This window comes from Desulfosporosinus youngiae DSM 17734 (genome assembly GCF_000244895.1).
GTDB classification, from domain to species: domain Bacteria; phylum Bacillota; class Desulfitobacteriia; order Desulfitobacteriales; family Desulfitobacteriaceae; genus Desulfosporosinus; species Desulfosporosinus youngiae.
In genome coordinates this window covers 2,563,852-2,589,969 of sequence record NZ_CM001441.1, presented here as the reverse complement: position 1 = coordinate 2,589,969, position 26,118 = coordinate 2,563,852, and the positions used below count along the sequence as shown (strand labels likewise).

Sequence of the window (26,118 nt, the reverse complement as noted above, 5' to 3'; positions counted from 1 at the left end):
ACCTCTCAGTCTTCCCTGACTTCCTTGAGCAAGAGCCTATCCCGGAAAGCGCCTCTCTCCTCAACCTTTTGCTTCCTGATACTCTCAAATTCCTGCCGGGAAACCCCTTTGTAATCCAGGATGGCGTAGACCACTTCCACTAAATCCGCCAGTTCTTCAACCTTTTGGCTGTCCAGGTACTCCTGAATCTCTTCTCCTAACTTGGCGTTTAATAAATCCAGGTATTCCGGGCCTGAAACCTTTGCGATAATGGCTTTCTTGCCGCTATCTTCGATGATCTGGGGTATTTTATCGCGAATCAGTTTGTTGTAGATTTTTATCCTCTCTGATCCGCCGTCACGGACTTCCTTCTCATCTATTACCGGAATGGTAATGAAGCCATCCCGATCATCGCCGATCACCTTTCCCTTATGCCTGACGAGCCAATAGGCGGCGTAAGCACATAAAAAAGCATCCAGCCTGTCCTCAAGGTTCTTATATTCCTTTTTAGACATAGCCTGAATGCCCGGTGAATGATTAAAGAAATCATTAATATTATGGACGGGAGGATTAAAGTCCCCCAGCCTTTGCAAAAGGCTGACCATCCGCCCCATTTCTGTCTTGGTTGTTTCAAAGGGAACCTTATGTTTGATCTTATATTTAACGGGAAAAGCGTCGGGAAAAAGGCCTAAGGTTATTCCCGTGGGAAAGGTTTCCATAATCACATGCTCTTTATTGCTTAAGTCACCTGTGAGGGCAAATTCCGGCATCCGCTTTCGAATGGCTTTAACCACTTCTTCTCCTCTGACCACCCCGAAGTGTTTGAGCATAAAGCGCCTGCTGCAGGTAAAAACGGACAGATTTCTGCCATGAATTTTCTCTCTCATAATAGCTCCGTCACAGTACCGGGCACCTGTCTCGTTATTAACGATTAAAGGGGCATCAATCCCCACAAGGGCTCCTGCCCGGGCATACTCTGCTACGATATCCCCAATCATTTCGTCGCTGAAAACCCTGGACTCACAATAGATGATTTCCCCATTGTCAGCGATCACACAAATTCCCGATTCATTGGCATAGGTCCAGGCTAAATCGATTCCGATATAATGCATTGATTTACCCCCAAAAACTTTTGGCTTTATTCTCATACCAATCTGATCTCAGTCTTTATTAACCTCCAAAAGCGCGGTCAGCTAAAGAGGTCCATCCCGATTTGCGAGGAACCTTGAGTCTCTTCTCTGACGTCTTCCTCTAAATCGGGCAAATTCATAGCTATTGCAGCCAATTGGTCACAGCGCTCGTTTTCCGGATTTCCTGCATGACCCCGCACCCAATGAAATCTGACCTCATGCTTTTGGATCATCACCCACAGTCTTTTCCATAGATCTACATTCTTGACCTCTTCCGTCTTAGTCCTCATCCACCCTTTACGCATCCACTTAATGATCCATCTCTGTTCAATAGCTTCTGTCAAATATTTCGAATCACTATAGATGGTCACACGGCATTTTTCTTTTAAAGCCTCCAGCCCTTTGATAGCAGCCATTAACTCCATCCGGTTATTGGTTGTATTGGCGTATCCCCCGGATAATTCTTTTCTCTTTTCATTATATAAGAGTACAACCCCATACCCCCCATTGCCTCCGGGATTGCTGATACATCCTCCATCAGTATATATGTCAACTTGTTTTAGTTCGCGGTCATTCATGACCCGGCAGCTTCTTTTATCAAGGAGTGAGCCCCCGGGCATGTTTGGATTAATTTTCTCTGTTCAACATTACGATGCACTGAAAACTCCCCCTAGATTATTACTAGTCCTTACGGACAACCTTTGACGTATAGTTTCTTTTTCGCCGAACTTTTATCTTTTCCTTCCACCATTCACCAAATAATTCAAAAACTATGCAAAAGAGCACCAGTCAGTCTTAAAAACTGATTGGCGCCCTTTTCTATTTTCAAACCGCACAATGATAATGACATATAGTATAAAATGAAACTTCAATAACACCACTTGCTCTGTTTTCCCTATGGCTCAGAGAACAAAATCACTCCTTACTCAGAGATTCCAATAACTTCTGCAGATAATCGATTTGTTCCGGTGACAGCTTTTTCACGGTACCCAGTAGTCGTTGGATCTCCGGGCCCCAGGCCTGTTCTTCTTCTGCAAAGAATTCGGCAAGACTAATGCCCAGAGCAGCACAAATGCTTTCGAGGGAACCTAGTGAGGGTTTAGAATCGTTGGCTTCAATTTTATAAATCGTAGTCGGATCCAGTCCGATTTTTTTCGCTAAAGCATTGGCAGAAATTCCAACGGTATTACGAAAGAACTTGATTCGCTGTCCGTAATTCATCTCATCACATCCTGAATATAATTCATGTTCAATTATAACTGAATCACTGAAATGTAAATATCGTGATTTTAATTCACTTTATATATTGACATAATGAATTAAATTCTATAACCTGTAATTAGGGGTGGTCTTATTGTGGATACAACCGCAAAACAAATTAAAAAGCTAAGAGTATCACTCAGACTGACTCAAAAACAACTTGCTGATTTAATTCATATCGACGAGAGCATGATCAATAAAATCGAAAATGGTCATTCAGCAGGCTCAATCCGAACCTTGACCAAACTCGCTGCCGCCCTCGGTGTTAGTATTTCCGAACTCATCGGAGAACAATCCCCTGAACAGCGGGAGGAAAACGATGTCCAGACAAGACCTCAGTGATTTTGAGATAGGTTATGACTATGTCCGCAAGCGCTATTCCATTTTAGCTAAACGTAACTGCCAGGATTTATGGGAACTGGGAATCGCTTATCTGCAGACCAGAGGGGCTAACGCCGAGCTATCCAGAGGCATGGGCTTCTATTTCCTGGAGTTAGGAATTAAAACCCGCCTCGCTGAGATTATCCCCGGTCCCAGTCCCTCTGGTCCCTGTCTCCCTAAATAAAAACTTTGCAAAGGGGCACCGGTCAGTCTTAACTGCTGAGCGGTGCCTCTTTCATACTAATTTTATGTTCTTGGGTCTTTTATACAACGTAAATTCCGCATGAATTTACCATATACAAAAAGCAATAAGACACCAAGGGTATGAGTTTCCGGCCTAACCGATCTCAAACCCTGGTGTCTTCACTTTTCGCCATTGAGCCAAAGCTCTTATTGTAAAATGCATGTCAACCGAACATCTGTAAATAGATTTGGAACACCTACACGTTCCATCTTTTGCCTTGGTTTTTGGGAGCATCAGAAGACACTTTGATACTTGAGGATGTGTTTTAAGCTTTCTGTGACACTCTCTTCCGATTGATTAAAGTAGGCAAGAATATCTTTTTGCTTTTTCGTCAGCGGGTTGTGCATCATCACCCCCGATGGGTGGACGACGACTTTGATCTTGCGCATTTCGATAAAGATTCTATCTAGGGAGAGACGCTTCTTGAGGATATAGGGCTTTATCGTATTGAACACATACGTCCTCAGAATCAACGCCAGAAAGGCTAAAAACATCTTTCCTTCTTCCGCCTGCGCGGAATGAATTCTTAATCGTTTCATATCTAAATCATTTTTTAGACTGTCAAAGGATTTTTCGATGACGTCCTTCATCCTATAAATCTCCAGGATGTCCGCCGTGCTTTTCTGAAAATCCGTACTCATCACTAGAAAATATCCCATGGTCCGCATATAGGCATCGATGACCTCGTGGTTGGCTTCTACGCTGAGGACAGTATCCTTTTTGTCTTTGGTGATATGAAAAAACGGTTCCGCCTCACGAGGAATGAGCCCTTTGGCTATGGAGGCTTGCCACTTCTTGAAGTCTATCTTGAAACGGTATTTTTCATCCGCCATTTTTTCATCGGAATACAGGAGATGGACTCGACAGCGAAAGCCATAATCACTGCGCTCAAGGGCTATGCCATTAACATCGCCAATGCCCAGATCATAACGCGAACTCTTGACGTTTTCGCCATGGGCCTGAATAATCTCTTGAGATAGAACCAGCCTATTGGGCATACCGATAATAAACCCACGGGTATGTTGGTTCAGATAAAGCAGATTGTCTTTGCTAAAAAACCCTCTGTCCATCACAAAATGCGCGTTCTTAATGCCAACCTTATCACTGCCTTCCATCATGGCGACTAAATGGCTTTTATCAGGGATACTGCCGTAATAGGTTCGATAATAGACCGGTAGCTTCGTCGTCTCGCCAAAGTACATGCCCAGATTGATCTGCGGTAGTTTCTCCTTGTCGCGGTTATAACCAAATTCCACCTCTTCATTGAGCTTGCTATAGGAAGAAATGGAGGTTATATCATAGGCTAGGTATTCTTCCTGTTGGCGTATATGGACCCATGCTCGGAAAAATTCATTGCGCTTAGCTTCATTAATAACTTTCAGAAGCCTTGAGCATTCTTGAGATGCAAGGATAACATCGCTTCCAGTGAGCGTTTCCTCCATCCAGTCCTCACAATGAGACAAAACATTGCCTTCCAGAGCCATATAGATGGCCAGCATTAAGATACTTTGGGCATCTTCGCCGAAGACTCTGTACAGCAACGTATCCAGCTGAGATTCCCGGGTGATTGCCTTCAACAGAAAGTAGCTTCCATAATTCTTGATGCTCTCGATCGGAACAGTCCTTAGCTGTGGTTTCCCGCCGTAAATCTTGAAATAATTATCGTTTGGAATCAACATACCGGTTTGCGTGTCATATTTGCCGATGATGGTTTGGGAACTCGTCGGCTGGCCTTTGTCATTTCGATAGCCTTTGCCAATATGGTACACATATCCTGACTTCTTGCAGGAGACATTGCTTTTCGGCATGGAGACGAAGGTGTATGCGGGTGCTGAGAGTTTCGTCATAAACATCCCTCCTAAAGCCTTATGTATATGATTATATTATACCATATACATAAACATTTATCTTCCCCCTAATATGAAAAAATACCTGTATTTAAGCTATATTTCTATGCTCTTATACAGGTATATGATATTTTTTTGCGGGATTTAGGATACAAGAGGGTTGACAGTCATGACCGGTGACTCATTGTTCTACATGATGAAACCAGATGACTCCGAACAGCGAAAAATAGGATTCCTCTATCTTAGTTCATCTATCCTTTCAAACAGGGCTTCTACACAAGCACTAGTCTCGAATTGATGCATAATCCCCTCGGCATCATAAAACGTTATAATCCTTGAAAAATCATCTAACGCCTCCCCGGACGGGCTGAGTTCAAAGCGGCCGGCCAATAGGTCGGAAAGGATGTGAGAAACGAAGAAGCGCCTTTTGGACTACGTCCAGTTCTTTAGACATCTCCTTCTTCGTTATTTTCATTCCCGAACACCTCAGATAAATCATGAGTGGTTTCAGGCAGCATGTCGATCCCCAGCTTCTCCCTCAATACCCCGCGTATATCCCGCACAAAAATCGGCCTGCCTCTTTCCCCCAATTGAAAGAGCCAGCTGGGAAACCCAATGGCTTTTCTGGCGAATTTGGAACCGAACATGCGCCGGTACTCCTGCCGATCGGCCGCTATCAGAACAACGACAGCGTCCGCCGCAATTTCCTAGTTTGAAGTATCCGAAGCTTCGGGAATGTACTCATATTCTCTCTCCATCATATATAAATGAAACGCCAGCCTGGGCCCGGCCCAGTAATAAGCTTGAATAAAATCCTCCCCTTCGATGGAGCAGCCCGGCAGATCCGGGAAAACAACCGTATATTTGCCGTTTATTCTATCCCGCTCTATAATGGCCGGGAAAACATATTTCCTCTTCATCATCCACCAGTCCTTACTGCATATCTCCGCCGGAACAGACTTACCTGCTCCAGGTCTCATCCTTAAGCCACACATTCAAAAGATCGTACACTTTATTCTTATAAGTGATATCGTCTCTTTGTCATTGGGGGCGATTTGGAGCAGCTCATGCTTGACTTGCTTAAGAGTTTTATCCGGGTTTTCACAGAGGAAGGCGATCTGGCTGGCTCTGACTCTCTCCAATTGGACCTTCAGATCGGCAAGCTCCCCAGTCAGCCCGGTGATAATACTGCTTTGCTCCGCCACTCTTCCGGAGGCCTTCCTGTTTGGTCATTCCCTCGATATCCATATCAAGGATGAATTGCGCCCGTTCCTCCTTTGGGATACCTAAAAGAAGCACTGCCTGGCTGTAGTTCAAATTCGGATTCGAATCCGAATTTGAGGAGAAAAACTGTCCGGCTCCGTATTCTGTAAAGATACGCATCAGTTTATTGGCCCGGCTCTGGGAAAAGTCCACCGACTCTTCCAGCCACTTGCCCCATTCTCCATGTTCGAGCAAGGCCTTGGCCTCCGTCAGCCGCCTTCCGATCTCCACGGCGGCGGCCAGGCAGATTCTCTCAGTCTGATATTTGATCATGTTAATTTCAGCCGCGATGACCTGGGTGGTGCGTCCGCTGATAATGTCCGTGCCGGTACCCGTCATGGTATCCACACTCCTTAGGCTAATGTCACTCATAGGATATGTGGACAGACTTAAGAGTGTGACATGATTACAAACGATCTCTACGATCCGCCGGTGACCTAAGCAATTTACCCACAAAAAAGGAAGCGCCTTTTGAACTGCACTCAGTTCTTGAAGCGCCTCCTTCTTTCGTCTTCATTCCAAGTTGATATTTACCCATCACCCGCTCGATAACCTTTGCCTCCTGAAATTCCTCACCTTCTACTGCGATTTAACGAAAGATAAAGTCATCATAGAGGGTTTCCGGTGCACTGATCAACTGTCCATTCAACGTGGCCCGCAAAGATGCTTTCTCCCTTTGAAGCTCTTGCCAATGAGATGCACATCTTTGTTCAAATACCGGCAGCACAGGCTTTTGCAAGGCAAGATACCGATGCCATTTTCCGGGAGCTTGACAAATAGAACCTGTTTACCATAACTCATCTTACAGAGTAGAGCGTCTTCCATGCTGTGGATGTTGTCACTGGAAAGACCGGTATTGTTCCAAAAGTTCTGGACTGTAAAATTGGTATATTTAATAATAGTACCTAAAGGTTTATTTTGCCCCTTGACATATTTGATATATAAACTCATAATTTAATATAGAGAGTATCAATCCAATTATATAGTAATGGAGAGGCAACTGTATGTCTAAAGAAAAATCCGATCGTCGTTCTTACACTAGTCCCCTGCGTAGTAATCAAAAGGAAAATACGCGTGATCGTATCTTAGATACTCTAGCGGAAATTATCAGTGAAGGGCGCATCCTTGATTTTACTGTAAAAGATGTAGCTATCCGTGCCGGTATCTCTTATGGTACGGTTTACCGCCACTTTCCGACACGAGAATCTTTCCTGGAGGCTCTTTATGAAGCAGCCTCAACTATTATCGCACAAAGCGCACCTTTTATACCTCAATCGTTAGATGACATTCCTGCCATGGCAGGAAATACTTTAAAGATATTCGAGGAGAAGGCAAATCTCGTTCAGGCTTTCACGATAGCTTTGCTGGTTAACAATGTTAAGCCAAAAAGCAGGAATCAGCGCGATCAAAAAATACAAGCGTTGGTTATAGAAAATGCCCCACACTTGTCCGCAGGAGCCGTCAAAGAGACCGCTGCAATAATTTCTCATCTTTGCAGTTCTCTAACCTGGACAACTCTTAAGCAAAGGTACGAACTTAACTCCGAAGAAACGACTGAAGCAATGAATTGGGCGCTACAAGTACTGATCAACAGTCTAACAGGGCACGAAAAAGATTAGTTAAATGCAATAAAACCCATAGATAACTAATCAAATTTAGAATGAGAGAATTGGTATGAAACAATTAGTTTGTTTATTTAAGGAATTGAAAACTGAAGATCAGCATTTGGCAGGCGGTAAAGGAGGAACACTCGCTTACCTTTATCAACACGGTTATCCGGTGCCCAATGGTTTTATTATTATGCCGGCCGCCTTCGAAAAGGACGAGTTAATACCTGAAGCCTGGAACCAAATCCAAATGTACCTTAGACAACTGCGTCAGACAGTTGATGAAAACGCTTTCGCTGTCCGTTCATCTGCGCTATCTGAGGATTCTTCCACTGCATCTTTTGCCGGCCAATTTAAAACTGTGCTTAATGTTGGTACTGACGATGAAATCAGAAAGGCGATTCAAACTGTGCGCCAATCACGGCATAGTGAGGATGTGCAGGTTTACAGTCGCTCGAAAGGCCTTACTGTGTCTCACGACATGCCTATAGTAATCCAACAAATGGTGAAGTCAGATATTTCAGGCGTTTTGTTTACGGTAGACCCGGTTACTAATAACCGAAATGAAATGGCCGGCAACTTTATCTTCGGGTTGGGTGAAAAATTAGTGTCTGGTCATATCACAGCGAATACTTTCAAGCTGCGTCGAAAAACAGGAATTTGGCATAGCTTTAGCTATGATGGATCGCCGAAACTTAAAAAATTCGCTCCTAAGCTCTACAAACTGGCAAATCGTCTGGAGATGGAAATGGGCTGTCCTCAGGATATCGAATGGGCGATCACTAGCAACACATTATATTTGCTGCAGTCCCGGCCAGTAACCACCTTGATCGGATATAATCCTATCACCGGTGAGTGTAACGATAGCTTGACTGGCAATTACCTATGGTCTAACGTAAATTTCGGCGAAGCTATCCCCCAAGTGATGACACCTATCACTTGGACTGTTCAACATCAAATATTCGAGTCGTGGAAGTTGCTGCCCGGATATCAATCATCAGGCAATATTGGTGGGCGTATCTATCTTAATTTAAGTATTTATGCTTCGGTATTAAGTGCTTTAGGAAAAAACAAACAAGGGATAATTCAATTTTTGGAAGGTTTATTATACACACGAATCCCGGAGAGTATGGACATTCCCATAATATCACTGTCTAAACGATCTACGGTTTCCTTTCTTATTAGTTTTGGAAAGTTAATACTTAAACAAATTCAGACAACCCGATTATTACCCAAATTCCTTAGTTCGAATCCGGTTTGGTGCGAGAATATGCAAAAACAGATCCAAAAAACAAATACCAAAGCCGAACTTAATTCCTTGTGGCAAAGAGAAATTTTACCTCACCTGCAGAACACTGTTTGGTATGTAATGGCTAGTGTTACTCAGTTTTCAGGCTATACCATTAAACTACGACGTGAGTTAACCGAGCTAATTGGACCGGAAAATGCAGATCTGTTTATATCCGGACTGAGCAGCAGTTCGGACGTAAGAGACAATTCGAAACTATTAGCAAGTCTTGGACCTCTTCTTGGCATATCAAAATTGGCCTGCAAGGAAATCACCCGCAAAGAATACATAGCTTACTTTGGCCACCGTGGGCCAAATGAGTTTGAACTATCTGTTCCTCGTCCGGCTGAAGACCCGGGCTGGCTTGACCAGCAGCTGGCACAATATGAGAGTTCGCCCATAGATATAGAAGCTCTGCTCATAAAACAGCGCACCTCTTTTGCCGCTGCCTGGAATCGTTTTGCAACAAGCCATCCCCAGAAGGTGCGATCTATAAAACGTCGTTTAAACAAAGTTGCTCCAAAGGCTCGCATACGCGAGGCAGTTCGTTCCGAATATGCGCGTGATCGTTGGGTTGCCCGTATGTTTGCTCTTCAAGCCGGGCATTTAACAGGCCTTGGAGATGACATTTTCTATCTGACAATCGATGAGGTGTTGAATGTTCTGTCTGGAGAAGAGGCAGCAATAGAATATATCCCTGCCAGGAAGGATATCCACAAAAGGTACCTATCTTTACCTGCCTATCCTTCGATCATATGTGGCCGTTTTGATCCGTTCCGGTGGGCGTTAGATCCCATGCGGCAAAATGGCATATATGATGCTAATGGCTCTACATCCTGTTCTGAGAATAATTCCAGTCAATCGAAGAGTCATATAATTACAGGCTCCTCCGGGTCTGCCGGTCGATATGAGGGATTGGTTCGCCGCATACATACTCTGGAGGAATGTGAACAACTTCAGAAAGGTGAAATACTGCTTACCTCTCAAACAGACATCGCTTGGACACCACTCTTTCCTAGGGCGGGAGCAATCATCACTGATGTGGGAGCACCGCTGTCGCATGCAGCTATCATTGCTCGCGAGTTGGGTATTCCGGCAGTTGTAGGTTGTGGCAACGCGACCATGTGTTTGCGGACCGGCGATCGTGTACTTGTCGATGGTGGGCAAGGCGTGGTACGACTCTTGAAGTAATTTATTTCGCATATTTACACGAAATATATCATTGACGGTAACCACATCTGCAAAATATTATTCTTTAAGCCATTGATTCTCATCACTGGTTTTCTCTTTGTCTATGAACATCATAAACAAAGGGATGCCTTAGCCAAGGCATCCCGATAAATGTTTTCATTACAAAGCAGCTCGTCCGGGTCTGAAACGATCTTCAGAGCTGGTGTCGGCTCACTGAAGTGATTAAGTATTTCACCACGCCAATTTTTCAACGCACTCCTTCTCCCCGTTATCTGTCTAATCTCCAATGACTTTTTGCAACCCTTTTAAGAAGACTGCAAAACTATGAGATTCGTTTTCACTAAGCTTCATATAATTACTTACAGCCCGTGCACCGCTTATCTTCTGGTATTCCGGCACTAGTAACTTTAAGACCTGAGCAGGATTGCTTAACCGATCAGGTTGCCGATACTTTGCTTCTCTTTGCCGACGGGCAAGGCTTGTCTGATTGTAGGCTTTTCCCACAGCCGCTAAATCACCCAGGAACCAGGATTCAAGCTCATGACATACAATTCTCACGAGACAATTTTCCCTTCCGCCTACTTGGCAGAGTTCTAACAAACGCTTTTTCAATACTATGCAATCGTTACTATCTTGATCGATCAAAACCACAAAACGTGTCTCAGGTTGCCTAAAGGCACAAAGTTTCTTGGGAATCGATTTTTCTAAGTCCTGCTTACCCTCATGATGAATAATCGTATAGGAAACATTATCAGGTATCACTTTAGGTAAGATCGCTTTGAGCAATTCTTTCATGGAGGGTTCTTCAACTAAAAACACGATTTCCTTCATAGAGGGCTGGCCCCTTTAAAAAGCCCTTGTTTCCAAAGATAACCGGGCAAATCCCCTGCGGCCACCAGATTGCGCAGGAGTTCATCCTCCGAGGCTCGCCTAATTTGGCTAAACCCATCCACTTTGACCAGCCAGAACAGTTCCTCTAGTTTAACCCCGTTCACGAAATCAGGAGAATGCGTTGAGATGAAGACTTGCCCACCTGCCTCCATATAGCTCCGGAATTCTTCCGCTAACTCATATAACAAATCGGGATATAGTTGATTTTCCGGTTCTTCGATACAAAGCAACGGATGAGGGTTCGGATCACTTAAAAGAAGTAAGTAGGCAAACATTTTTAAAGAACCATCTGAAACATACCGTGCTATAAACGGATCTCGAAAGGCTCCATCCTGAAACCTTAAAATAATTCGCCCATCTTGAGTTTCAGCCGCCTCAACCGAAGTTACTCCCGGAACTCTTTGTTCCATCTTTCTTAAGACGTCTTGAAACTTTTCCGGATAATGTTCATGCATAAATTGCGCAACCAACGGCAAGTTTTCACCCGTTGGGGATAGATGCTCTGCATAGCCGGCGTCTTGACTTGATCGAGCCGCTTGAACATGAAAATCGGAAACATGCCAGCCTTCAATAAGGCGTCTAAAAGCCGCAACTTGCTTAAATTTTTTAAACTGACCTAAACCTTTAATCGCTAAGATATCAGGAGAATCCAGCCTCTGTTCTTCTCGTTTCTCTTTCGCCCCGGCACTGCCGTACTCACTCTCATTGACAATGGCAGTTCCAGACCCATTGGAAAAATCAAGGAAGTGCCAAGGTTTACCTTTTTGACCTCGTCTGTATTTTAAACGTTCACGAGTCACAATGGGTAAACCCCTGTCATTAAGACCTACGTTGAGTTCGTAAGTAACTAAGGGTTCGTCCGGTTCTGGTCGGAACTTAATTTCGATCTCGATCGGTCCCTTTGCATTACGCGAGATAACCTCCTTATAACCTCCTCTTTTAAGAAGGGCTGCTTTGACGTTATCGGTCAAAGCATCGTGCAAAAAACCGAAGACATCAAAGAGCGTGGATTTTCCCGTCCCATTGGCACCCAAGAAGACAGCCATATCCGGCAAATTTGTGATTTTAATATCTTTAAAGACTTTGAAATTTTTCAGTCGCAGTTCCGTAATCTTCAAACTAATCAACTCCTCTCTAATTAAGAATTAGTTCTTCAGAACACTTCCAAGCATTCTCATATATTGTAAAATCAGAAATATAATCAATAATGCCTATACCATCTTAACCCTTCATCACGACTCCAAGCGGACTTGGGCATTGTTCTATAAATAGCTTAACCTAAACATTGTCATGAATTACATTTTATTTTTTGAAACTTTATAATATTTCTAGATAATTCTTTGCTATTCTAATATTCTTCATCCTTTTGCTAATCCCTGCCCAAACTATTCACTTTTAGAATATTCCAGGCTCTTTATTAATTGCCTTTTTGGGGAGCACAACAGAAAGTGCAGCGCACAAAATGTTCGACAGAGTTCTAATTCTATAATTCGCCACCACACCAAGAATGAGAAGCGGAAAATAGCGCCTCCCGTTACTTGTTCTCCATACTCCATATTAATTCACTGGCAATATTCGGGCTATCAAGCCGCATAATGCTTTCTTCCGTACTACCAAAACTCAAAAGATTAATGCTTCCGTACCATACAAGCTTTTGGTCTATAACTGCATATTTTTGATGAATCCGTGATCTAAAGACAATGCTTATACCGGCATTTTTCATTATATCTACCGTCTCCTGTATCCTACTTCTATCCTTTTCCTTAAAATCTTCACTAGGTCTTGTTACCACGATAACTCTTACGTTATTTTGTAAGGCAACTATAAGATATTGCATCATTTGTAAGGTTCGCTTCCTGGTAATGAAAGGACTGACAATCAATATCTCCCTTGCCGCATTAATAACATCATTGGAATATACTGGAAGAAAATTATCTTTAATATAGATACTATTGACGGACTCCTCCGTTATTGATTCGCCTTTAGCTTTATAGCCAATGGAGGCATAGCCGTTAAGCCGTTTATGATACATCTTCTCCAACATCCTGATATGGATATCCACATAATCATAGATTAGAACTTCATTCTTATTCTCAAAAAGTCTGTGCAGCCTGCCAGCATATTGCTGGAGGGTTCCCTTCCATGATATTGGCATGACTAAAAATAGGGTATCCAAGCGAGGTTCGTCGAAGCCCTCTCCGATATATTTTCCTGTAGCTACTATGGTTAGCGGTTTGTCTGCCGGTGTTTCAGATATTCTCGCCATTATTTCTCTGGTTTCTTTTATCCCCATTCCACCTGTAACAGCAATCACGTCGGGAATTTTTTCACTCAATCTTTCCGCAAGCAAGGCAACATGCGCAGTTCTCTCAGTTATGACAAGGCAGTTCCTGCCGCCTTGAAAGCTTTTTACGATATCATCAATGATCCGCTGATTCCTCAATTCATTAACGACTATCTCAGAGTACAGTTCTTGAATGGATACATCCTTTTCAATCTTATCGAGGGGGACCCTCATTGCCGTAAATCTTGGTATGACATAATGTTCAAACGGGCGTTTTGCTGCTTGTTTCTTGGCATCATCTTTATATCGTATAGGACCACACTGCATAAAAATAATGGGCTGATGCCCGTCCTTTCTGATAGGAGTCGCTGTCAATCCATAAACATACTTGGCGTTGGAATTTTTCAGGATCTGCTCAAAGCTAAAGGCTGAAATATGATGACACTCATCGACGATAATCATGCCATACTCTTTCACGCAATTCTTCACTTCACCCATCCTGTTTAAGGATTGCAGCAAAGCAATATCAATGATACCGCCCAAGTCGTCTTTGCCTGCCCCCAACTGTCCGATATTATCTTTTTTCCTTTTCCTCCCTCTTGGATTTCTTCCAGCATCGTCTGGTGAAACCTCATTAATTATCAAAAATTCCTTGAGCCTTTTCTTCCATTGGGACACCAAGCTAACTTTGTCAACCAGAATCAGTGTATTTACATTCCTCTCAGCAATCAGTTTTATTGCTGCAACTGTTTTTCCGAAAGCGGTTGTTCCCGAAAGCACTCCCAGATCATGTTTTAACAATAGGTTGACAGCCTGTAGTTGTTCATCTCTCAAGATCCCTTTAAACTGTACATCGATGGTATTGCCATGATTCGTCTTATCTATAAAATCAGTCTCTATCCCAAGTTCTGTACAAAGAGCCACTAAATCTGACTCACAGCCTCTCGGGAGGCAAAGATATTCTTCGGTTTCATCAGAACAAGATATTATCCTGGGTTTGTCAAAGGTGGGCAGACGCATTGCCTGGGCCTTATAAAACTCCGGATTTTTAAAGGCGGCCAACCGTTTTAAATGGTTTAACGCTCTTTGCGAAACTCCGGTTTTAGGAATGAAGAGCATGTTTGCTTTGACAATTTCTAAGTTATCGGAAAAATCATCCTTGGATAGCTTGACTCGGTTAGTTTCCCAAGGCTTTTCAGACTCTGTTTGATCATCTGTTTTCAATAGTCCCAATTCATTGCCATAACAAAGTTTTGCTATCAGTCTATCAACGTCATCTTCAGAGAGCTTCCGAACAGCAGCTAAATAGGCCCATTGGTCTTTGAAGGGTTCAAAGTTTTCATCGACAAAGACACTGTTGTTATTAGCCCTGGCAGTTTTTTGCAAAGGCAAAGCTATTAGATTCCCCAAGCCACCCTTCGGCATAGTGTCCTGATTGGGGAAAAACCTATCATAGGATTTAAAGGTAATCTCGTGTCTCTTATTCATTGCGTAGGTAAGTAACGCGCTTCCCAGTTTTCTTGCCAGTGATGCCGCAATCGGCTTTTCAAAGAAAATCCAGGCATGGGCTCCTTTACCTGATCGTGAGCGTTCAATAACTATGGGGAAGTCAAATTGCGAACATACTTCTCTCAGCTGAGTAATGTCTTTTTGCCACTCTTCTTCATCGAAATCAATAGCCAAGAAATAGCAGGTTTCATCAAGGCACAAAGGATAAATTCCCGCAACTAAGTTGTTTTTCCCTCGCAAATGATCATCAATAACTCTTTCATCTAAAACTGCATAGGCCTTATTTGGGCAATCGACGCACTTTCCCATCGGTTTTCTGCATAGCTCCGATTTCCATTCGTTTAGACAGGACGGTGAATATCCTGCCGTCCCCTTCTTTTTATTTTCCCACCGTTTTCCATAGACATCATCCCGGCCTTTAAAGTATGACATAAATAACTTAACTTTTTCCTCTGGGTCTGACTGATTATCTATTTCAGGGGGCAAGGCTTGATCTTCAGATTCATGCCTGAATAATTCTAACGGAAGTATCGTTTGATGAGGTATATTCTCAACAGCAAAATCAGAACACCCGGTAATTGTAACCTGATGTTCTAAAGCATCAAGCTTTGCCTTCAAGTGAACTATTTCATCCTTTAGCTTACAGTTTTCCTTAATCAGAGTTTGATAATGCTTCAGCAATTCTTCAAAGGTCAATAGTGTCACCCTATTTCACGTTTGTCCTGATTTGGGATACTATCTATAATATACCATAAATTAACTTTATATAATCTTTAACCTTTACCCCAAAATTAATGACCGGGTATCTTTGGATGCAATTGTTCAATTGCCCATGCCTTCATTGTTATTGGCTGCAAGACCATTACCTGAAATCCTGCAGCCTTTGACTTTTGTATAAGAACCATTAAAGATATATAAGAACTTGTTTTTAGTACATTTTCATTATGATACAGATCTATCTTATGCACCTTTAGTTTCGCACTGCCTTCAGAGCAATATCCAGCTGACTTCTAATCTTACCTTCCTCCCCGCTGCCATTAGTGGGCAGCCTTAAAAAGCAAAACTCATATTTCCGCAAAATCTCATCCTTCATGGCATCCTTCTCTAGCTGTGAGGGGTTATTTTCATGAAAAGCAAACCCATCCACCTCGATAATCAGAACAGGCTGCTTATCCTGCTTATGGAAGATGACGACGTCAACGGATGCTCTATTGTTAACATAACGTTGTTCCTGTAGGGTAAGCTTTTCCAGACTCTTGAGGAGATTTTTCACCATGACCTCCGTAGTAAAGCTCAAATTATCATACTGCTTTTCCTTAAGAATGTCGTCTAAAAGCGTATAGATAATGTTCTGAGATTTGTATTTTGAACGTCGACTCAGCCTTTGGCTGAAAGAATGCAGTTTCGCTGAATATTCTTTGTACAAGAGATCAAATACGGAGACAATTTGGCTTTCAATAATATTCTGGTCCAACGTATTGTACTCCATGTAGCGGATCAAATCGCCGATTTCTTTTCCCCGTCGCTGGAATAAAGAGTGATCTGTCACCAGGACAAACTGCTTGATTGCTCTGGATACGGCAACATTGATTTTACAGGGATCATCCACAAAGCGGAGACCGCTTTTTCCGTCCCGGGTGTCATCCAAGACGGTTGACATAATCATGATCTTCTTTTCCCGCCCCTGATATTTATGAATAGTGTCACACTGGATTTCTTTCGGAAGCAGTCCGGCGGCTGCGCTTACCTGCTTGACATAAGGTGTCGTAAAGCCGATTTCCTCACTATCCTGGGCTATACTGGGATTCTGCAATACCTCCCCGACTACTACATCTATTTCTCTCTGATTGTATTTTCCCGGTTTCACACCTGTAGTATTATTGCGCATATGATTGCCCTCTGGGGTACGATAGAGAATTAAAGGATTAGCCTCCATATCCTCTTGAGTGAAAGGAACCAAGCCGCCTTCATAGTATTTCTGATTGCAAAATTCAATAATTTTGGGGTGGCAGCGATAGTGCTCTTTCAGCATGACCTGAGGAATACCCTTCTCCCCATACAGGGCAAGGATTGAAGACAAAATATTATGTTTAAAATAATTAAAAACAGGATCAGCAACCTGTTTAGACAGTTTACCTATTTTCTTCTCATCAACGATCTGCGGCAGCTGCTTGATATCCCCGACAATAATGGCATTTTTGCAGCAGGAAAGAGCCAATACGCCCGTCAATAAATTCACCTGAGAGGATTCATCGATGATGACATAGTCCAAAAGGTAATTATCCGGAAGCGAATTGCGCAATGAGTAAGTTGTGCTCAGAACAATAGGAAAGTGCTGGATGAATTCAGCAAACATCGGTTTATAATTTTTGATTGTAAACTGGGGAAGCTTTTGCTTACGGTATTTTTTAACCAACGCTTCCCTGAACAGCAATTCGGAAGCCTGCTGATGCTCTTTCAATAATTGATCGAATGAATCGTCCGCCAATTCTTTGGCCAATTTTGCTTTTTGCTCTGTCAAAGCTTCTATCTTTAATTGATAAAATTTCCGCTGCAGATTGATGACCAGGTCCATGTCATTTTTCAGAAGAGATTTAAAATCTTTAAAACCGTAAGAAAACAACAGCTTGATCTTATAAAGAAAACGATCCACCGTTCCTCTTTGGTTAGCCAGATAACTATCGGCTAAGAAGGCAATAATTTTTTCAGGGCTGGTCCGATAAAAAGAAAGCTTTTGAATCTCCGGAATGTCTTGTTTCTCGTAATAGGTCTCAAAATGCTCCTGTTCTGTCAGGAAAGAGGCAAGTTGCTGCTGAATTCGTGCCTTTTCAACATTAACTTCAAGAAGACGGTTGATTTTAGTATTTAGATTGGTGATCTTTGCTGTCAGTTCCTCTTTCTGAACTCCCCGCTCCCAGTCCTGCACATTGCCTTGGGGCAAACAGCTGAAAAACTCTCCTTTGTTCTCATTGCTTCCCAAGGCAGCTACCAGAAATCCATAGCCGTCTTTCTCCAGCTTGTCTTTCACATTTTTAACTGCCGCATTATTATCGGATACGACGGCAACCGTTTTGTTCCGGGTAATTAAATTAACCAGGATATTCAAAATGGATTGGGTTTTACCCGTTCCCGGAGGCCCTTCAATAACCGAAACATTACATGACAGCGCGTTCTCCAGGGCCTTCTTTTGATTCAGATTAAAACGGAACGGAAAGATAAGGTTCTGGAGATCGGGGGCTGATTTTTGCAGAGGTCTTTTATTGATATAACTGCCGAGAACACTTTCCGGACTGACAAATGTAAGTTTATCGAACACCTTTTCCAGAAAAGATTCAGCTTCATCTTCTATGGGACTGAAGTGCGCAATTTCTTTCCAATATTCCAGGATGTCTTTTCCCATTTCATTGATGCCGTTGCTTTTTATACTTAATTCCGTCTTGTTGAACACCTGACTTTTGCTCTTCTGCCTGAATCTAACTCTTACCATCGGTCCAAAATCCAAGATATATTCAACATCATACAGCGGCATGTCCCCCCAATAGGCTGCTTTATCTTCCATATTAATCGTCGTCGGATTTTCACGGATAAAGGTGTTGCTGCGATGATAAGAATACTGACGGGAATTATTATTGAAGATTACATGCACCATATAACCTGCATTATTATACGTTTCAACCTCTTCTGTCTTATCTTCGCCATTTAACCAGATTAAGTATTGATTAGGATTCATCGATTCATGTCCTTTTTCCTTTTGAAGTATTTTCAGCCATCGGCTTTTAATAATTTACTATTATTAAACGATCTGACCGGTTTTTTCAAAGTCCAACGCAAATTTTACTTCCTGCAAATCCAGATAATCATGTCTGAATGCTTTCCTCAGTAAAGGCGGAGGAATAAACTCATCGTACTTCTCCAATTGTGGTGCTTCGTCTTCTTGCATAAGCTGCTCTGTGTCAGAAGCGCCGGCTATAACCCTCTTAAGCAAGGAATTAAGGTCAATCTCAGACCCGCTCTTCGTACTGAAGGTAATAAAATAGGGTGAAAGGCCACCCACATTCCTTATTTCAAACATCTCTGCTCCCCCATAACGCAGGCACCTTTCCAGAGTCCGACAAGCGACTGTTCCCAGCCAAGGGAACAGGCAGTAGCTATTACCTCCTAAGGGGAGAATATTGGTTTTCAAGACCCCGGTCTCCCGGGCTAAATCCCGCACTTCAGATAACCGCTTAACCGCACCGGGCTGAAGGTATGCATAAGTAATATCTTCCTCCAAGACCCGCTTCATGCGCTGCAGGATCTTGGAATGAATAGAGCCTCCCCCGCCGTTCCAGGCAGTACGGACCTTGCCCTTGACCTGTTTGGCATAAACGGTCTTGCGTTTCAGATCAATCTCCGTGACCTCCCAGGTCCGGCCGGCTAGAGCAAAACGCTCCCCTTGAGGCGGCGGCGACAGAATACTGCCGACTTCCTTGGATTCATCGCGTACTGCAAATTCTTCATTGTCCGGAAATACCGAATAGAAGCGAAAATTACGCACTACTTGCTCCCCGGTTAAACCCACCAGCAGTCCCCGTTCTTCCGTTTGCTCAATATGATCAATTTCAATCAAGTAAAGTAAGAGCTGCCTGAAATCCTCACTGGAAATGTTCTTAAAAGGGCTCAAGGTTAACACCCTTTGGGCCAGTGCTGACGGTATCAATTCTCCCATAGCAGCCAGGGTACTCATGGTTTGATGATAAAGAAGACTAAAAGGATAATCCTTAGAACTGACCGGCTCAATCCAGCGTTCTTCCAAATACAGCTGAATAATAGCAATGGCTTGAAGCAGTGACCAGGGAATCCGGTTAGGGAGCAGGTCATTTGCCCCTTGATCTTCCTTACAAACAAACCACATTTCCGAAGGAGTACCTCTGCGGCCTGAACGTCCTAAGCGCTGGACGAAGCTGGAAACGGAAAAAGGGGTCTCCAACTGAATAATTCGTTCCAGATATCCCAGATCAATCCCTAATTCTAAAGTAATGGTGGCAGCCGTAACACAAGGTTCCGGCGATTCCTTCATTGCCTTTTCTGCCGCTTCTCGCAAAGGAGCCGAGATGCTGCCATGGTGAACATGGTAGACATCCGGCATCCTTTTACTTTCAGCCAGCTGACGCAAGGTGGCCACCGTGTACTCTGCCTGCTCCCGGTTATTGGTAAAAATCAAACACTTCTTATTTTTGCTCTGCTCAAAAATATATTGGTCAAAGGGTGGAATCCCTTGCTTGGAAACTTTATCGGATTGTTGTTCCGGTCGGTGTTCCCGCTGCCCTTCCGGCCCGTACAGATTTGCGGCTTCCTTTTCTTCCTCAACCTCGTCATCCTGATAAAAGTGTTCCACAGCCAGACGAATTTTCTGCTGCCCCCCTTGAACTATGGGAGTGATTACCGCCCTCTCCGTCCCGGATGACAGCCACTTTTCAGCTTTGGCATAATCACCCAAGGTTGCGGAAAGACCGATTCTTCTGGGCTGATGACCGATCATCCGCGTCAGCCGCTCCAGCTGACAGAGAATCTGGCCGCCCCTGTCCGTCCCCATAAAGGCATGGACCTCATCAATAACAATAAAGCGGAGATCGGCAAAGAGCCGCAAACTATCCGTACTGCGGTTGATGAGCATACTCTCCAGGGATTCCGGGGTAATCTGCAAGATCCCCCGGGGATTCTTCAACATCTTGTTTTTGTGGCTTTGAGATACATCCCCGTGCCAATGCCAGGCCGGAAGATGCGCCTCTGCCAGCAGATCTCTGAGCCGCACAAATTGATCGTTAATCAAAGCCTTTAAAGGGCCGATATAGAGAGCGCCAATACTTGAAGGCGGATTTTCATGGAGTAAGGTAATCACCGGCAAAAAGGCTGCTTCGGTTTTTCCCGAGGCAGTGCCGGCGGCCAAAAGCAAGTGGGCGTCCGACTCAAAGACAACCTGGCAGGCTTCCACCTGCACGGCCCGCAGTTCTGTCCATTGATGATTATAGATGTATTCCTGAATAAAAGGGGCCAGCCTGTAAAATGGATTGCCGCTCATAAGCTGAATTCCGCAAATTCATCATCTACGCCTATTTGTTCCGGATCTTGATCGGCCGCTCTCAGTTTAAAATCAGGCCCATACAAAACTTCACTGCAAGATATCCGGGGATTCTGCAGCAGGATATTTAATATCCCGATAAAGTCCCGGACCACCTCTCTTGGTGTTAAAAGTTCGTCGGCGCCCATCCGTCCTGCCACTTCCTGCATGAAAGCCATCATATCCTGCTCCGTGATGCGGGGTTCATAGCCATAATGCTGTCCATGGACTTCAACCAAACGCTTAAGCAGTACAAATATTTCTTCATGAGTCAGGGTCTGTAAGCGGATAATCGGGCCAAAGAGATCCCGCAACCCTCCCTGACTGAACCTGCTCTCCGCCAATCGGGAGCGCAAGGCCTCATAACTGTATAATCCCCTGCGCTGATCCTCCACAAATTGAGGAGTACCGCCCAAAAGGATGCCCAGATGCTGGGCCTTGCCCTGCATGGTATCGTTGAACATAGTCAGTAGCTTTTCGTAATTGCTTTGCCTGGCTATACTATTGCTGATTTTGTAGAGGTTAACTCCTTCATCAAGGAACGTAATCAAACCTTTATAGCCTATCCGGACCACGAAAGACGCCATCAATTTAATGTAGTCATACCAGCTTTCGTCATCAATAATCATCTGGACATTCAGAAAAGCTTTAGCCTCGGTCTTAGTGGCAAATTCCCCCCGCAGCCAGCGCAAAGCAGCTGCTTTTTTACTCTCATCCACCTGACGGTAACCATTCCAATAAGCTGTCACCGCATTGGCGAAGTCAAAGCCATGGACCAGGCCAGACATCTGGTTTACAGTCTCAAAGATCTTGAGCTCTACCGCCTCGCCAAAACCGTTAGCCTGAGGACGCAGCCCTGTATCTTTCATAACCTCCATCTGGATTCCCCCAATCCATTTTTCCAGGATTGAGGCCAAAGCGCCGCCGTCGGGTCTGGTCTTAGTCGATAAATTAGTCATCAATTCCCGGTAAGTAGCCAGCCCCTGTCCTTTGGTCCCCGTGAAACGGCGCTCCGGTGACAAATCCCCATCGGCAACGACATAATTCCTTTCCATGGCATAGTTACGGAGTGTTTGCATGAGAAAACTCTTGCCGCTGCCATACCTTCCGACAATAAACCGGAAGGAGGCTCCCCCCTCCCCCACATTTTCCAGGTCAGACAGAAGGGATTCGATTTCTTCTTTTCTGCCCACCGCTATATACTCCAGTCCGATCCTGGGAACCACTCCCGCCGACAGTGACTGGATTAATGCGGTGCTGATTCTTTTCGGTATTTTCATTTGACTCATTCCATTCCCGCCTATCTTATGCTGTAATTTTCTTAATCATATCCCTGTATTCCTCATTGATTGCCGGTGGAAACGATTCTACATTAATAATTATATCGCCAAGATTATCCAGGGCCAATTCATTGATGGAATCAATCAGAATTTCGGGCATCATCAGGGACTCCCCGGCAATTTTATCGATCCTGGCGATTAAGTCCTCTTCCTGGCTGAAGGCCTTCAAAGCCCGGTATTGAAAAGCGGAGATATTCATCCGGAAGCGTTTCCACTCCTCAGAAAGATCCTGCGCCGGCTTGGAATGTTCCGGCTTCTGCGGCTTTGCCTCTTCCAGGCGGGGTAAAAGATAGTCCAGTTCATCCCGGAAGTCATCGGCAACAATTTTCTGGCTGCCTTCAACGGCAATGAGCAGGTCGCCGAGATAGTTAAGAGACAGCTCATTGATATTGTCAACCACCGAGTCGACCAACAGATCAGGAAACAACCCGGATAATGTTGAATCTTCTAATACCCACAGATTTTCTGCCAGGGCTCTGAGCAATCCTAATTGCCGGTCATCAAGCTCCTCCAGCAATTGATGAACAGGCTCCAAATCCGTCAGCAATTGAACCGGCGTTCCCTGAGGCCTCTCTAAATTGCCGGCGACAGTCTTCTCTCTTCCGGGCCGGGGCTCCTCCTTGTCTTCGGCTTGAACCTCAATTTCAGGGATGATCAGCATATCCCGTACTTTATTGGAGTCTTTGAGCAGTTGGTCTATTTTAGACGGATCCAGCTCGATTTTAAGAGAGGACTTGGTTGCCGGTTCCAGACTTTCTATTTCGGAAGCCAGAAAATCATCGATCCAGATCCTGATTTCAGATTCAAGTGCATAGCTCCGCAGCCTTCCGTTGTATCCCTTCGCTTCTCTGAGCTTGTTTTCAGTGTGTTTGATCACGGCGGTAAGAAATTCCCGTAAAGGTTTGTGCCTGGTGTAAGGAATCGTCTCCAGGGTAATCTGCCGGCCTGCATCATAGCAGTGCACCGCACTGCGGAAAGGTGCATGCTGTATTTTCTCCCTTTGACTGGGTTGAAACATATCCAGCATTCCTAAATGGTGCTGTTGTAACAGAAACTCATTAACTTTTTCAATAGTTTTCGGGATATATTCCGCCACAAGGGCTTGACCGCTTTCATTGTAGAATTTACTGCGGAAAAGATTATAATCCGAAAGCCGGTTAATTAACTCCAGGGGAAAACGATAGATTCCGGACTTGTTATAGCGAGTCAGGATGGTATCCAGGTAAACAGAATTCGCGTTCCGGGTGTCGAGTTGCTCATAGATTTGCAGAGGGTCGCTGTCGCACCCAAACATAACCGCATAATCCATAAGCCAGTCCACCAAATAATGATCCAGCTTCGGATAGCGCTCCCGGTAGTTGATCCATAGATCAAACAACTGCCGGTATCCATCCTGAGGCCTTAAGACTCCCACATTATTAATCAGTTCATAGACATGAACAAAGATGTAAGAAAGATCCGTGTCGGGATAAAGTCCTTTTCTGACCTGCCCCCGCCAGTAAAAATACCACTTCTGCTGTTCGGCGCTCATGGAACTGTACGTCGGCCAATAGGACATAAAGGGAATGAACCTGGCTTTAGATTCCACATGTCCGACGAGCTTCTTTGCTTCTTGGAGAAAACTTTCTCCGTTATAATAGCCCGTATAGGAATTAGACGTACTGATTTCAATGGAGAAGCTGAAATCCAAGTTGCCCTCAGCAGTGGCTACTTGTACCTTTTGTTCAGTCCTGAGGGGAATGGGCTGGGCCTTACCCGGCGAATCATTCCGAAGGGTAAATTCAGCCGGTCCCCCTGGTGTTTTTCCGCCGCTTACAGGCTTTTGCCGCAATCGATAGGCCGGCGGCAAGGCTACTCTCTCTTCATAAGGATTGCGAACCCCATACTTCCAAACCGTATCTCTATCCTGAATGCCAAACAGAGTTGAAAGGGCCTCCAAGGATTGCTGATGCTTGAAAAACCCGGTACCGCTAAACAGGCCGAGGACCAGGCGCGCTTTACAAGCGATGAGATTGTTATATAGCTTTGAAGTGCTGGACTTAAGCAAAGCATCGGCTTCCAGAATCATGAGCAGATCCCATTTAGCCCGGCTCAGCCCCGGGTAATTTTCCAAGGCATTGGGAGTCGCCATATACAATCCGGCTGCATTGCTTTTTATTTCCGGATCTTTCTTATTTCCTTCATATTTTGCGGAGAGAATGGCTTGCCATTGCTCCGTCATTTGGCTGAAAAGAGTCTTTTTTCCCACCACCAGCACCCGGATTTTAGGGGATTCCCGGAACAGACCAGTCAAAGTTTCCAGCAGAGTAATCTCATAATCGGCAAAAGCTCCGGTAAAACCTCCGGGAATCCCCCATTGGATCAGGAACTTCAGATGTTCAGCTGCAATCCTGCCCGGTGCAGCATTGGCGGGCAATTTCAGCTCCGGAAACTCAAGCCGCTGCCAGGGGCCATCAAAACGCTCCGAACCTCTCAGCAGAATTTCCGCGGCGGATAACCTAAGGTAATTGCTTAATGCTGTTCCGTCAATTAAACGCCCCATGGGCCCTAACCCAAGCTGTTTCAAACTTTCCACGGGACACCAGCCACTCTCCAAGCGGATATATTTTTTATCCGGTTGAATTTTCCTGGAGAGATCTTCCGCTTTAATTCTTTCATTTCCCTCCACAAAATAAGGAATCGCCTCCGCATAGCCTATACCATTCATTTCTCCTCTGGCGATGGAAAGAATAAGCCCTCCTCTGTTTTCCGTCACCCGGTGTCTGTCAGACAATTCCTCCAGGTTGCCTTTGATCCACTTTTTGATTTTAGGTAGGATTTCCCGCTGAAAGACAGCAATTTCTTCACCCCTGAGGGTAAACTCCCCGCTCTGAAGCGGAATTTGCAAGGAAAGCCCGGCGGGATTAAATCCCTCGCAAAGTGAAGAGCCTGCAATTATATAGCCTGCCAATGAAGGGATTTCAGCGATGCTCCCGGGATTTACCCGCCAGAGAGCTTCACAGGTGACGGAATCTATAAGGACCCGGTTGATTTTAATAGTGCAGGCAGGTTCTGCTTCCAGGACGACTTCAGATTGTACCGGGAAACTGCGCCTTTGCCATTGGGGAAGGATCGCGCGGAGAAATTCAAGGATTTCTTGGCCCTGGATTTTGTTTTTTCTGAGCCAAAGGTCATCGTTTTCAGTAAAGCCTGGCATGTTCCAATAGCTGTTTTCTGATACATATGTGCCTTCTCCCCAATATTCTCCCCTCAGTTGGGGTTGGATAGCTTTTTCCGAGCCGTTCCAACTATACCGGATTTCAAATCCTGCCGGCATTTTTCCGGGCTTGAGCTGCTGAATTTCCTGGGGTATTACAATCTGAGGCTTATTTTTTTGCTCCTCCGAAATTAAGCGGGCCAATTCCTTTTTTACATAGGCTAAGTTTCCCAGAGGAATTACTATGCGTCCTTTCTCATAGTTCACCCATACAGCTAGATCACCTAACTGCGGATATTTATTCAGCAGCTGAGCGAAGGGTATCGCTCCGGCTCCTTTATACGCATTTAGATAGAATTTCTTGTCTTCTGCAGAGAGAATAATCCGATACGGGGATCCGGAAAAGATACCGGAGATTCCGGATAGAATGTCTTTAAAAAGGCTCATCCTATTTTCACCAACCTTTGCATTAGCCTATGAACTGATTTAAGGACAATGAAACCTTTTGATATATTTCTTTTAAAAATTGTAATTTCCTGTATTGATCTTTACAAAAACAAAAATTTCAGATCTTTTCGGCATTTCTTTTTTTGAAACCCAGATATAAT

19 protein-coding genes and 1 pseudogene are annotated in these 26,118 nt (G+C 44.2%); 4 read left to right on the top strand and 16 right to left on the bottom strand.

Annotated elements, in window-relative coordinates; translation table 11 throughout:
• Positions 1-5 precede the first annotated feature (5 nt).
• From DESYODRAFT_RS11915 to DESYODRAFT_RS11905, 3 genes are all read right to left on the bottom strand, one after another.
• A complete protein-coding gene (locus tag DESYODRAFT_RS11915; RefSeq protein ID WP_007783289.1) occupies positions 6-1,091 on the bottom strand; it encodes a DUF429 domain-containing protein in 1,086 nt (361 codons plus the stop codon).
• A gap of 77 nt (positions 1,092-1,168) precedes the next feature.
• The gene (gene rnhA, locus DESYODRAFT_RS11910) at positions 1,169-1,687 is read right to left on the bottom strand and encodes a ribonuclease HI (RefSeq protein ID WP_042338476.1); all 519 of its coding nucleotides are present in this window, start codon (positions 1,685-1,687) and stop codon (positions 1,169-1,171) included.
• Positions 1,688-2,024: 337 nt separating this feature from the next.
• On the bottom strand, positions 2,025-2,330 hold the full coding sequence (locus DESYODRAFT_RS11905; RefSeq protein WP_007783287.1) for a helix-turn-helix domain-containing protein: 306 nt from the start codon (positions 2,328-2,330) through the stop codon (positions 2,025-2,027).
• Between the two features lie 135 nt (positions 2,331-2,465).
• On the opposite strand from DESYODRAFT_RS11905, the gene DESYODRAFT_RS11900 reads away from it, so the two are divergent.
• Positions 2,466-2,711 (top strand): helix-turn-helix domain-containing protein, encoded by a 246-nt coding sequence (locus tag DESYODRAFT_RS11900; protein WP_007783286.1) that lies wholly within the window; start codon positions 2,466-2,468, stop codon positions 2,709-2,711.
• Positions 2,689-2,934 carry a hypothetical protein gene (locus DESYODRAFT_RS11895; RefSeq protein WP_007783285.1) on the top strand — a complete coding sequence of 82 codons (246 nt, stop codon included), beginning with the start codon at positions 2,689-2,691 and terminating at the stop codon, positions 2,932-2,934. The genes DESYODRAFT_RS11900 and DESYODRAFT_RS11895 overlap by 23 nt, the downstream gene beginning before the upstream one ends.
• A gap of 293 nt (positions 2,935-3,227) precedes the next feature.
• Here DESYODRAFT_RS11895 and DESYODRAFT_RS11890 read toward each other — a convergent pair whose 3' ends face one another.
• From DESYODRAFT_RS11890 to DESYODRAFT_RS29180, 5 genes and pseudogenes are all read right to left on the bottom strand, one after another.
• Positions 3,228-4,841: an IS1634 family transposase gene (locus DESYODRAFT_RS11890; RefSeq protein ID WP_007783284.1), complete on the bottom strand. Its 1,614-nt coding sequence runs from the start codon at positions 4,839-4,841 to the stop codon at positions 3,228-3,230.
• A 446-nt stretch (positions 4,842-5,287) separates the two neighbouring features.
• Positions 5,288-5,488 (bottom strand): hypothetical protein, encoded by a 201-nt coding sequence (locus tag DESYODRAFT_RS29190; RefSeq protein ID WP_242833629.1) that lies wholly within the window; start codon positions 5,486-5,488, stop codon positions 5,288-5,290.
• Positions 5,489-5,548: 60 nt separating this feature from the next.
• Positions 5,549-5,821, bottom strand: a complete 273-nt coding sequence (locus DESYODRAFT_RS29185; protein ID WP_242833628.1) for a type II toxin-antitoxin system HicB family antitoxin — start codon at positions 5,819-5,821, stop codon at positions 5,549-5,551.
• Positions 5,802-6,443, bottom strand: a pseudogene (locus DESYODRAFT_RS11880) (DUF3102 domain-containing protein). Before DESYODRAFT_RS11880 ends, DESYODRAFT_RS29185 begins: the two are co-directional and overlap by 20 nt.
• 250 nt (positions 6,444-6,693) lie before the next feature.
• Positions 6,694-6,843 (bottom strand): DUF3658 domain-containing protein, encoded by a 150-nt coding sequence (locus tag DESYODRAFT_RS29180; RefSeq protein WP_282433056.1) that lies wholly within the window; start codon positions 6,841-6,843, stop codon positions 6,694-6,696.
• A 265-nt stretch (positions 6,844-7,108) separates the two neighbouring features.
• Here DESYODRAFT_RS29180 and DESYODRAFT_RS11875 point away from each other — a divergent pair, with 265 nt between their 5' ends.
• Both DESYODRAFT_RS11875 and DESYODRAFT_RS11870 read left to right on the top strand, forming a co-directional pair.
• A complete protein-coding gene (locus DESYODRAFT_RS11875; RefSeq protein WP_007783282.1) occupies positions 7,109-7,723 on the top strand; it encodes a TetR/AcrR family transcriptional regulator in 615 nt (204 codons plus the stop codon).
• Positions 7,724-7,778: 55 nt separating this feature from the next.
• A complete protein-coding gene (locus DESYODRAFT_RS11870) occupies positions 7,779-10,190 on the top strand; it encodes a PEP/pyruvate-binding domain-containing protein (RefSeq protein WP_007783281.1) in 2,412 nt (803 codons plus the stop codon).
• Between the two features lie 110 nt (positions 10,191-10,300).
• Here the strand turns inward: DESYODRAFT_RS11870 and DESYODRAFT_RS28180 are convergent, their stop codons facing one another.
• The 8 genes from DESYODRAFT_RS28180 to DESYODRAFT_RS11835 form a co-directional block, all read right to left on the bottom strand.
• Entirely contained in the window at positions 10,301-10,441 is a 141-nt protein-coding gene (locus tag DESYODRAFT_RS28180) for a hypothetical protein (RefSeq protein ID WP_157137170.1), read from the bottom strand.
• Between the two features lie 25 nt (positions 10,442-10,466).
• Entirely contained in the window at positions 10,467-11,021 is a 555-nt protein-coding gene (locus DESYODRAFT_RS11865) for a DUF4276 family protein (protein WP_007783280.1), read from the bottom strand.
• Complete coding sequence (locus DESYODRAFT_RS11860; RefSeq protein ID WP_007783279.1) at positions 11,018-12,199, bottom strand: AAA family ATPase; 1,182 nt, start codon at positions 12,197-12,199, stop codon at positions 11,018-11,020. The genes DESYODRAFT_RS11865 and DESYODRAFT_RS11860 overlap by 4 nt, the downstream gene beginning before the upstream one ends.
• A 416-nt stretch (positions 12,200-12,615) precedes the next feature.
• A complete protein-coding gene (locus DESYODRAFT_RS11855) occupies positions 12,616-15,570 on the bottom strand; it encodes a TOTE conflict system archaeo-eukaryotic primase domain-containing protein (protein WP_007783277.1) in 2,955 nt (984 codons plus the stop codon).
• Between the two features lie 274 nt (positions 15,571-15,844).
• Entirely contained in the window at positions 15,845-18,604 is a 2,760-nt protein-coding gene (locus DESYODRAFT_RS11850) for an AAA domain-containing protein (protein WP_007783275.1), read from the bottom strand.
• Between the two features lie 63 nt (positions 18,605-18,667).
• Positions 18,668-20,935, bottom strand: coding sequence for a DEAD/DEAH box helicase (locus DESYODRAFT_RS11845; protein ID WP_007783274.1), 2,268 nt, complete (start codon positions 20,933-20,935; stop codon positions 18,668-18,670).
• Complete coding sequence (locus DESYODRAFT_RS11840; RefSeq protein WP_007783272.1) at positions 20,932-22,263, bottom strand: ATP-binding protein; 1,332 nt, start codon at positions 22,261-22,263, stop codon at positions 20,932-20,934. Before DESYODRAFT_RS11840 ends, DESYODRAFT_RS11845 begins: the two co-directional genes overlap by 4 nt.
• 16 nt (positions 22,264-22,279) lie before the next feature.
• A complete protein-coding gene (locus tag DESYODRAFT_RS11835; RefSeq protein WP_007783271.1) occupies positions 22,280-25,957 on the bottom strand; it encodes a TerB N- and C- terminal domain-containing protein in 3,678 nt (1,225 codons plus the stop codon).
• Positions 25,958-26,118 lie beyond the last annotated feature (161 nt).

Bases quoted from the DNA above. Each gene is read 5' to 3' on its own strand.
- DESYODRAFT_RS11915 (WP_007783289.1), bottom strand. From the start codon at position 1,091: ATGCATTATATCGGAATCGATTTAGCCTGGACCTATGCCAATGAATCG.
- rnhA (WP_042338476.1), bottom strand. From the start codon at position 1,687: ATGAATGACCGCGAACTAAAACAAGTTGACATATATACTGATGGAGGA.
- DESYODRAFT_RS11905 (WP_007783287.1), bottom strand. From the start codon at position 2,330: ATGAATTACGGACAGCGAATCAAGTTCTTTCGTAATACCGTTGGAATT.
- DESYODRAFT_RS11895 (WP_007783285.1), top strand. From the start codon at position 2,689: ATGTCCAGACAAGACCTCAGTGATTTTGAGATAGGTTATGACTATGTC.
- DESYODRAFT_RS11890 (WP_007783284.1), bottom strand. From the start codon at position 4,841: ATGACGAAACTCTCAGCACCCGCATACACCTTCGTCTCCATGCCGAAA.
- DESYODRAFT_RS29190 (WP_242833629.1), bottom strand. From the start codon at position 5,488: ATGTTCGGTTCCAAATTCGCCAGAAAAGCCATTGGGTTTCCCAGCTGG.
- DESYODRAFT_RS29185 (WP_242833628.1), bottom strand. From the start codon at position 5,821: ATGAGACCTGGAGCAGGTAAGTCTGTTCCGGCGGAGATATGCAGTAAG.
- DESYODRAFT_RS11875 (WP_007783282.1), top strand. From the start codon at position 7,109: ATGTCTAAAGAAAAATCCGATCGTCGTTCTTACACTAGTCCCCTGCGT.
- DESYODRAFT_RS11870 (WP_007783281.1), top strand. From the start codon at position 7,779: ATGAAACAATTAGTTTGTTTATTTAAGGAATTGAAAACTGAAGATCAG.
- DESYODRAFT_RS11865 (WP_007783280.1), bottom strand. From the start codon at position 11,021: ATGAAGGAAATCGTGTTTTTAGTTGAAGAACCCTCCATGAAAGAATTG.
- DESYODRAFT_RS11850 (WP_007783275.1), bottom strand. From the start codon at position 18,604: ATGAATCCTAATCAATACTTAATCTGGTTAAATGGCGAAGATAAGACA.
- DESYODRAFT_RS11845 (WP_007783274.1), bottom strand. From the start codon at position 20,935: ATGAGCGGCAATCCATTTTACAGGCTGGCCCCTTTTATTCAGGAATAC.
- DESYODRAFT_RS11840 (WP_007783272.1), bottom strand. From the start codon at position 22,263: ATGAGTCAAATGAAAATACCGAAAAGAATCAGCACCGCATTAATCCAG.
- DESYODRAFT_RS11835 (WP_007783271.1), bottom strand. From the start codon at position 25,957: ATGAGCCTTTTTAAAGACATTCTATCCGGAATCTCCGGTATCTTTTCC.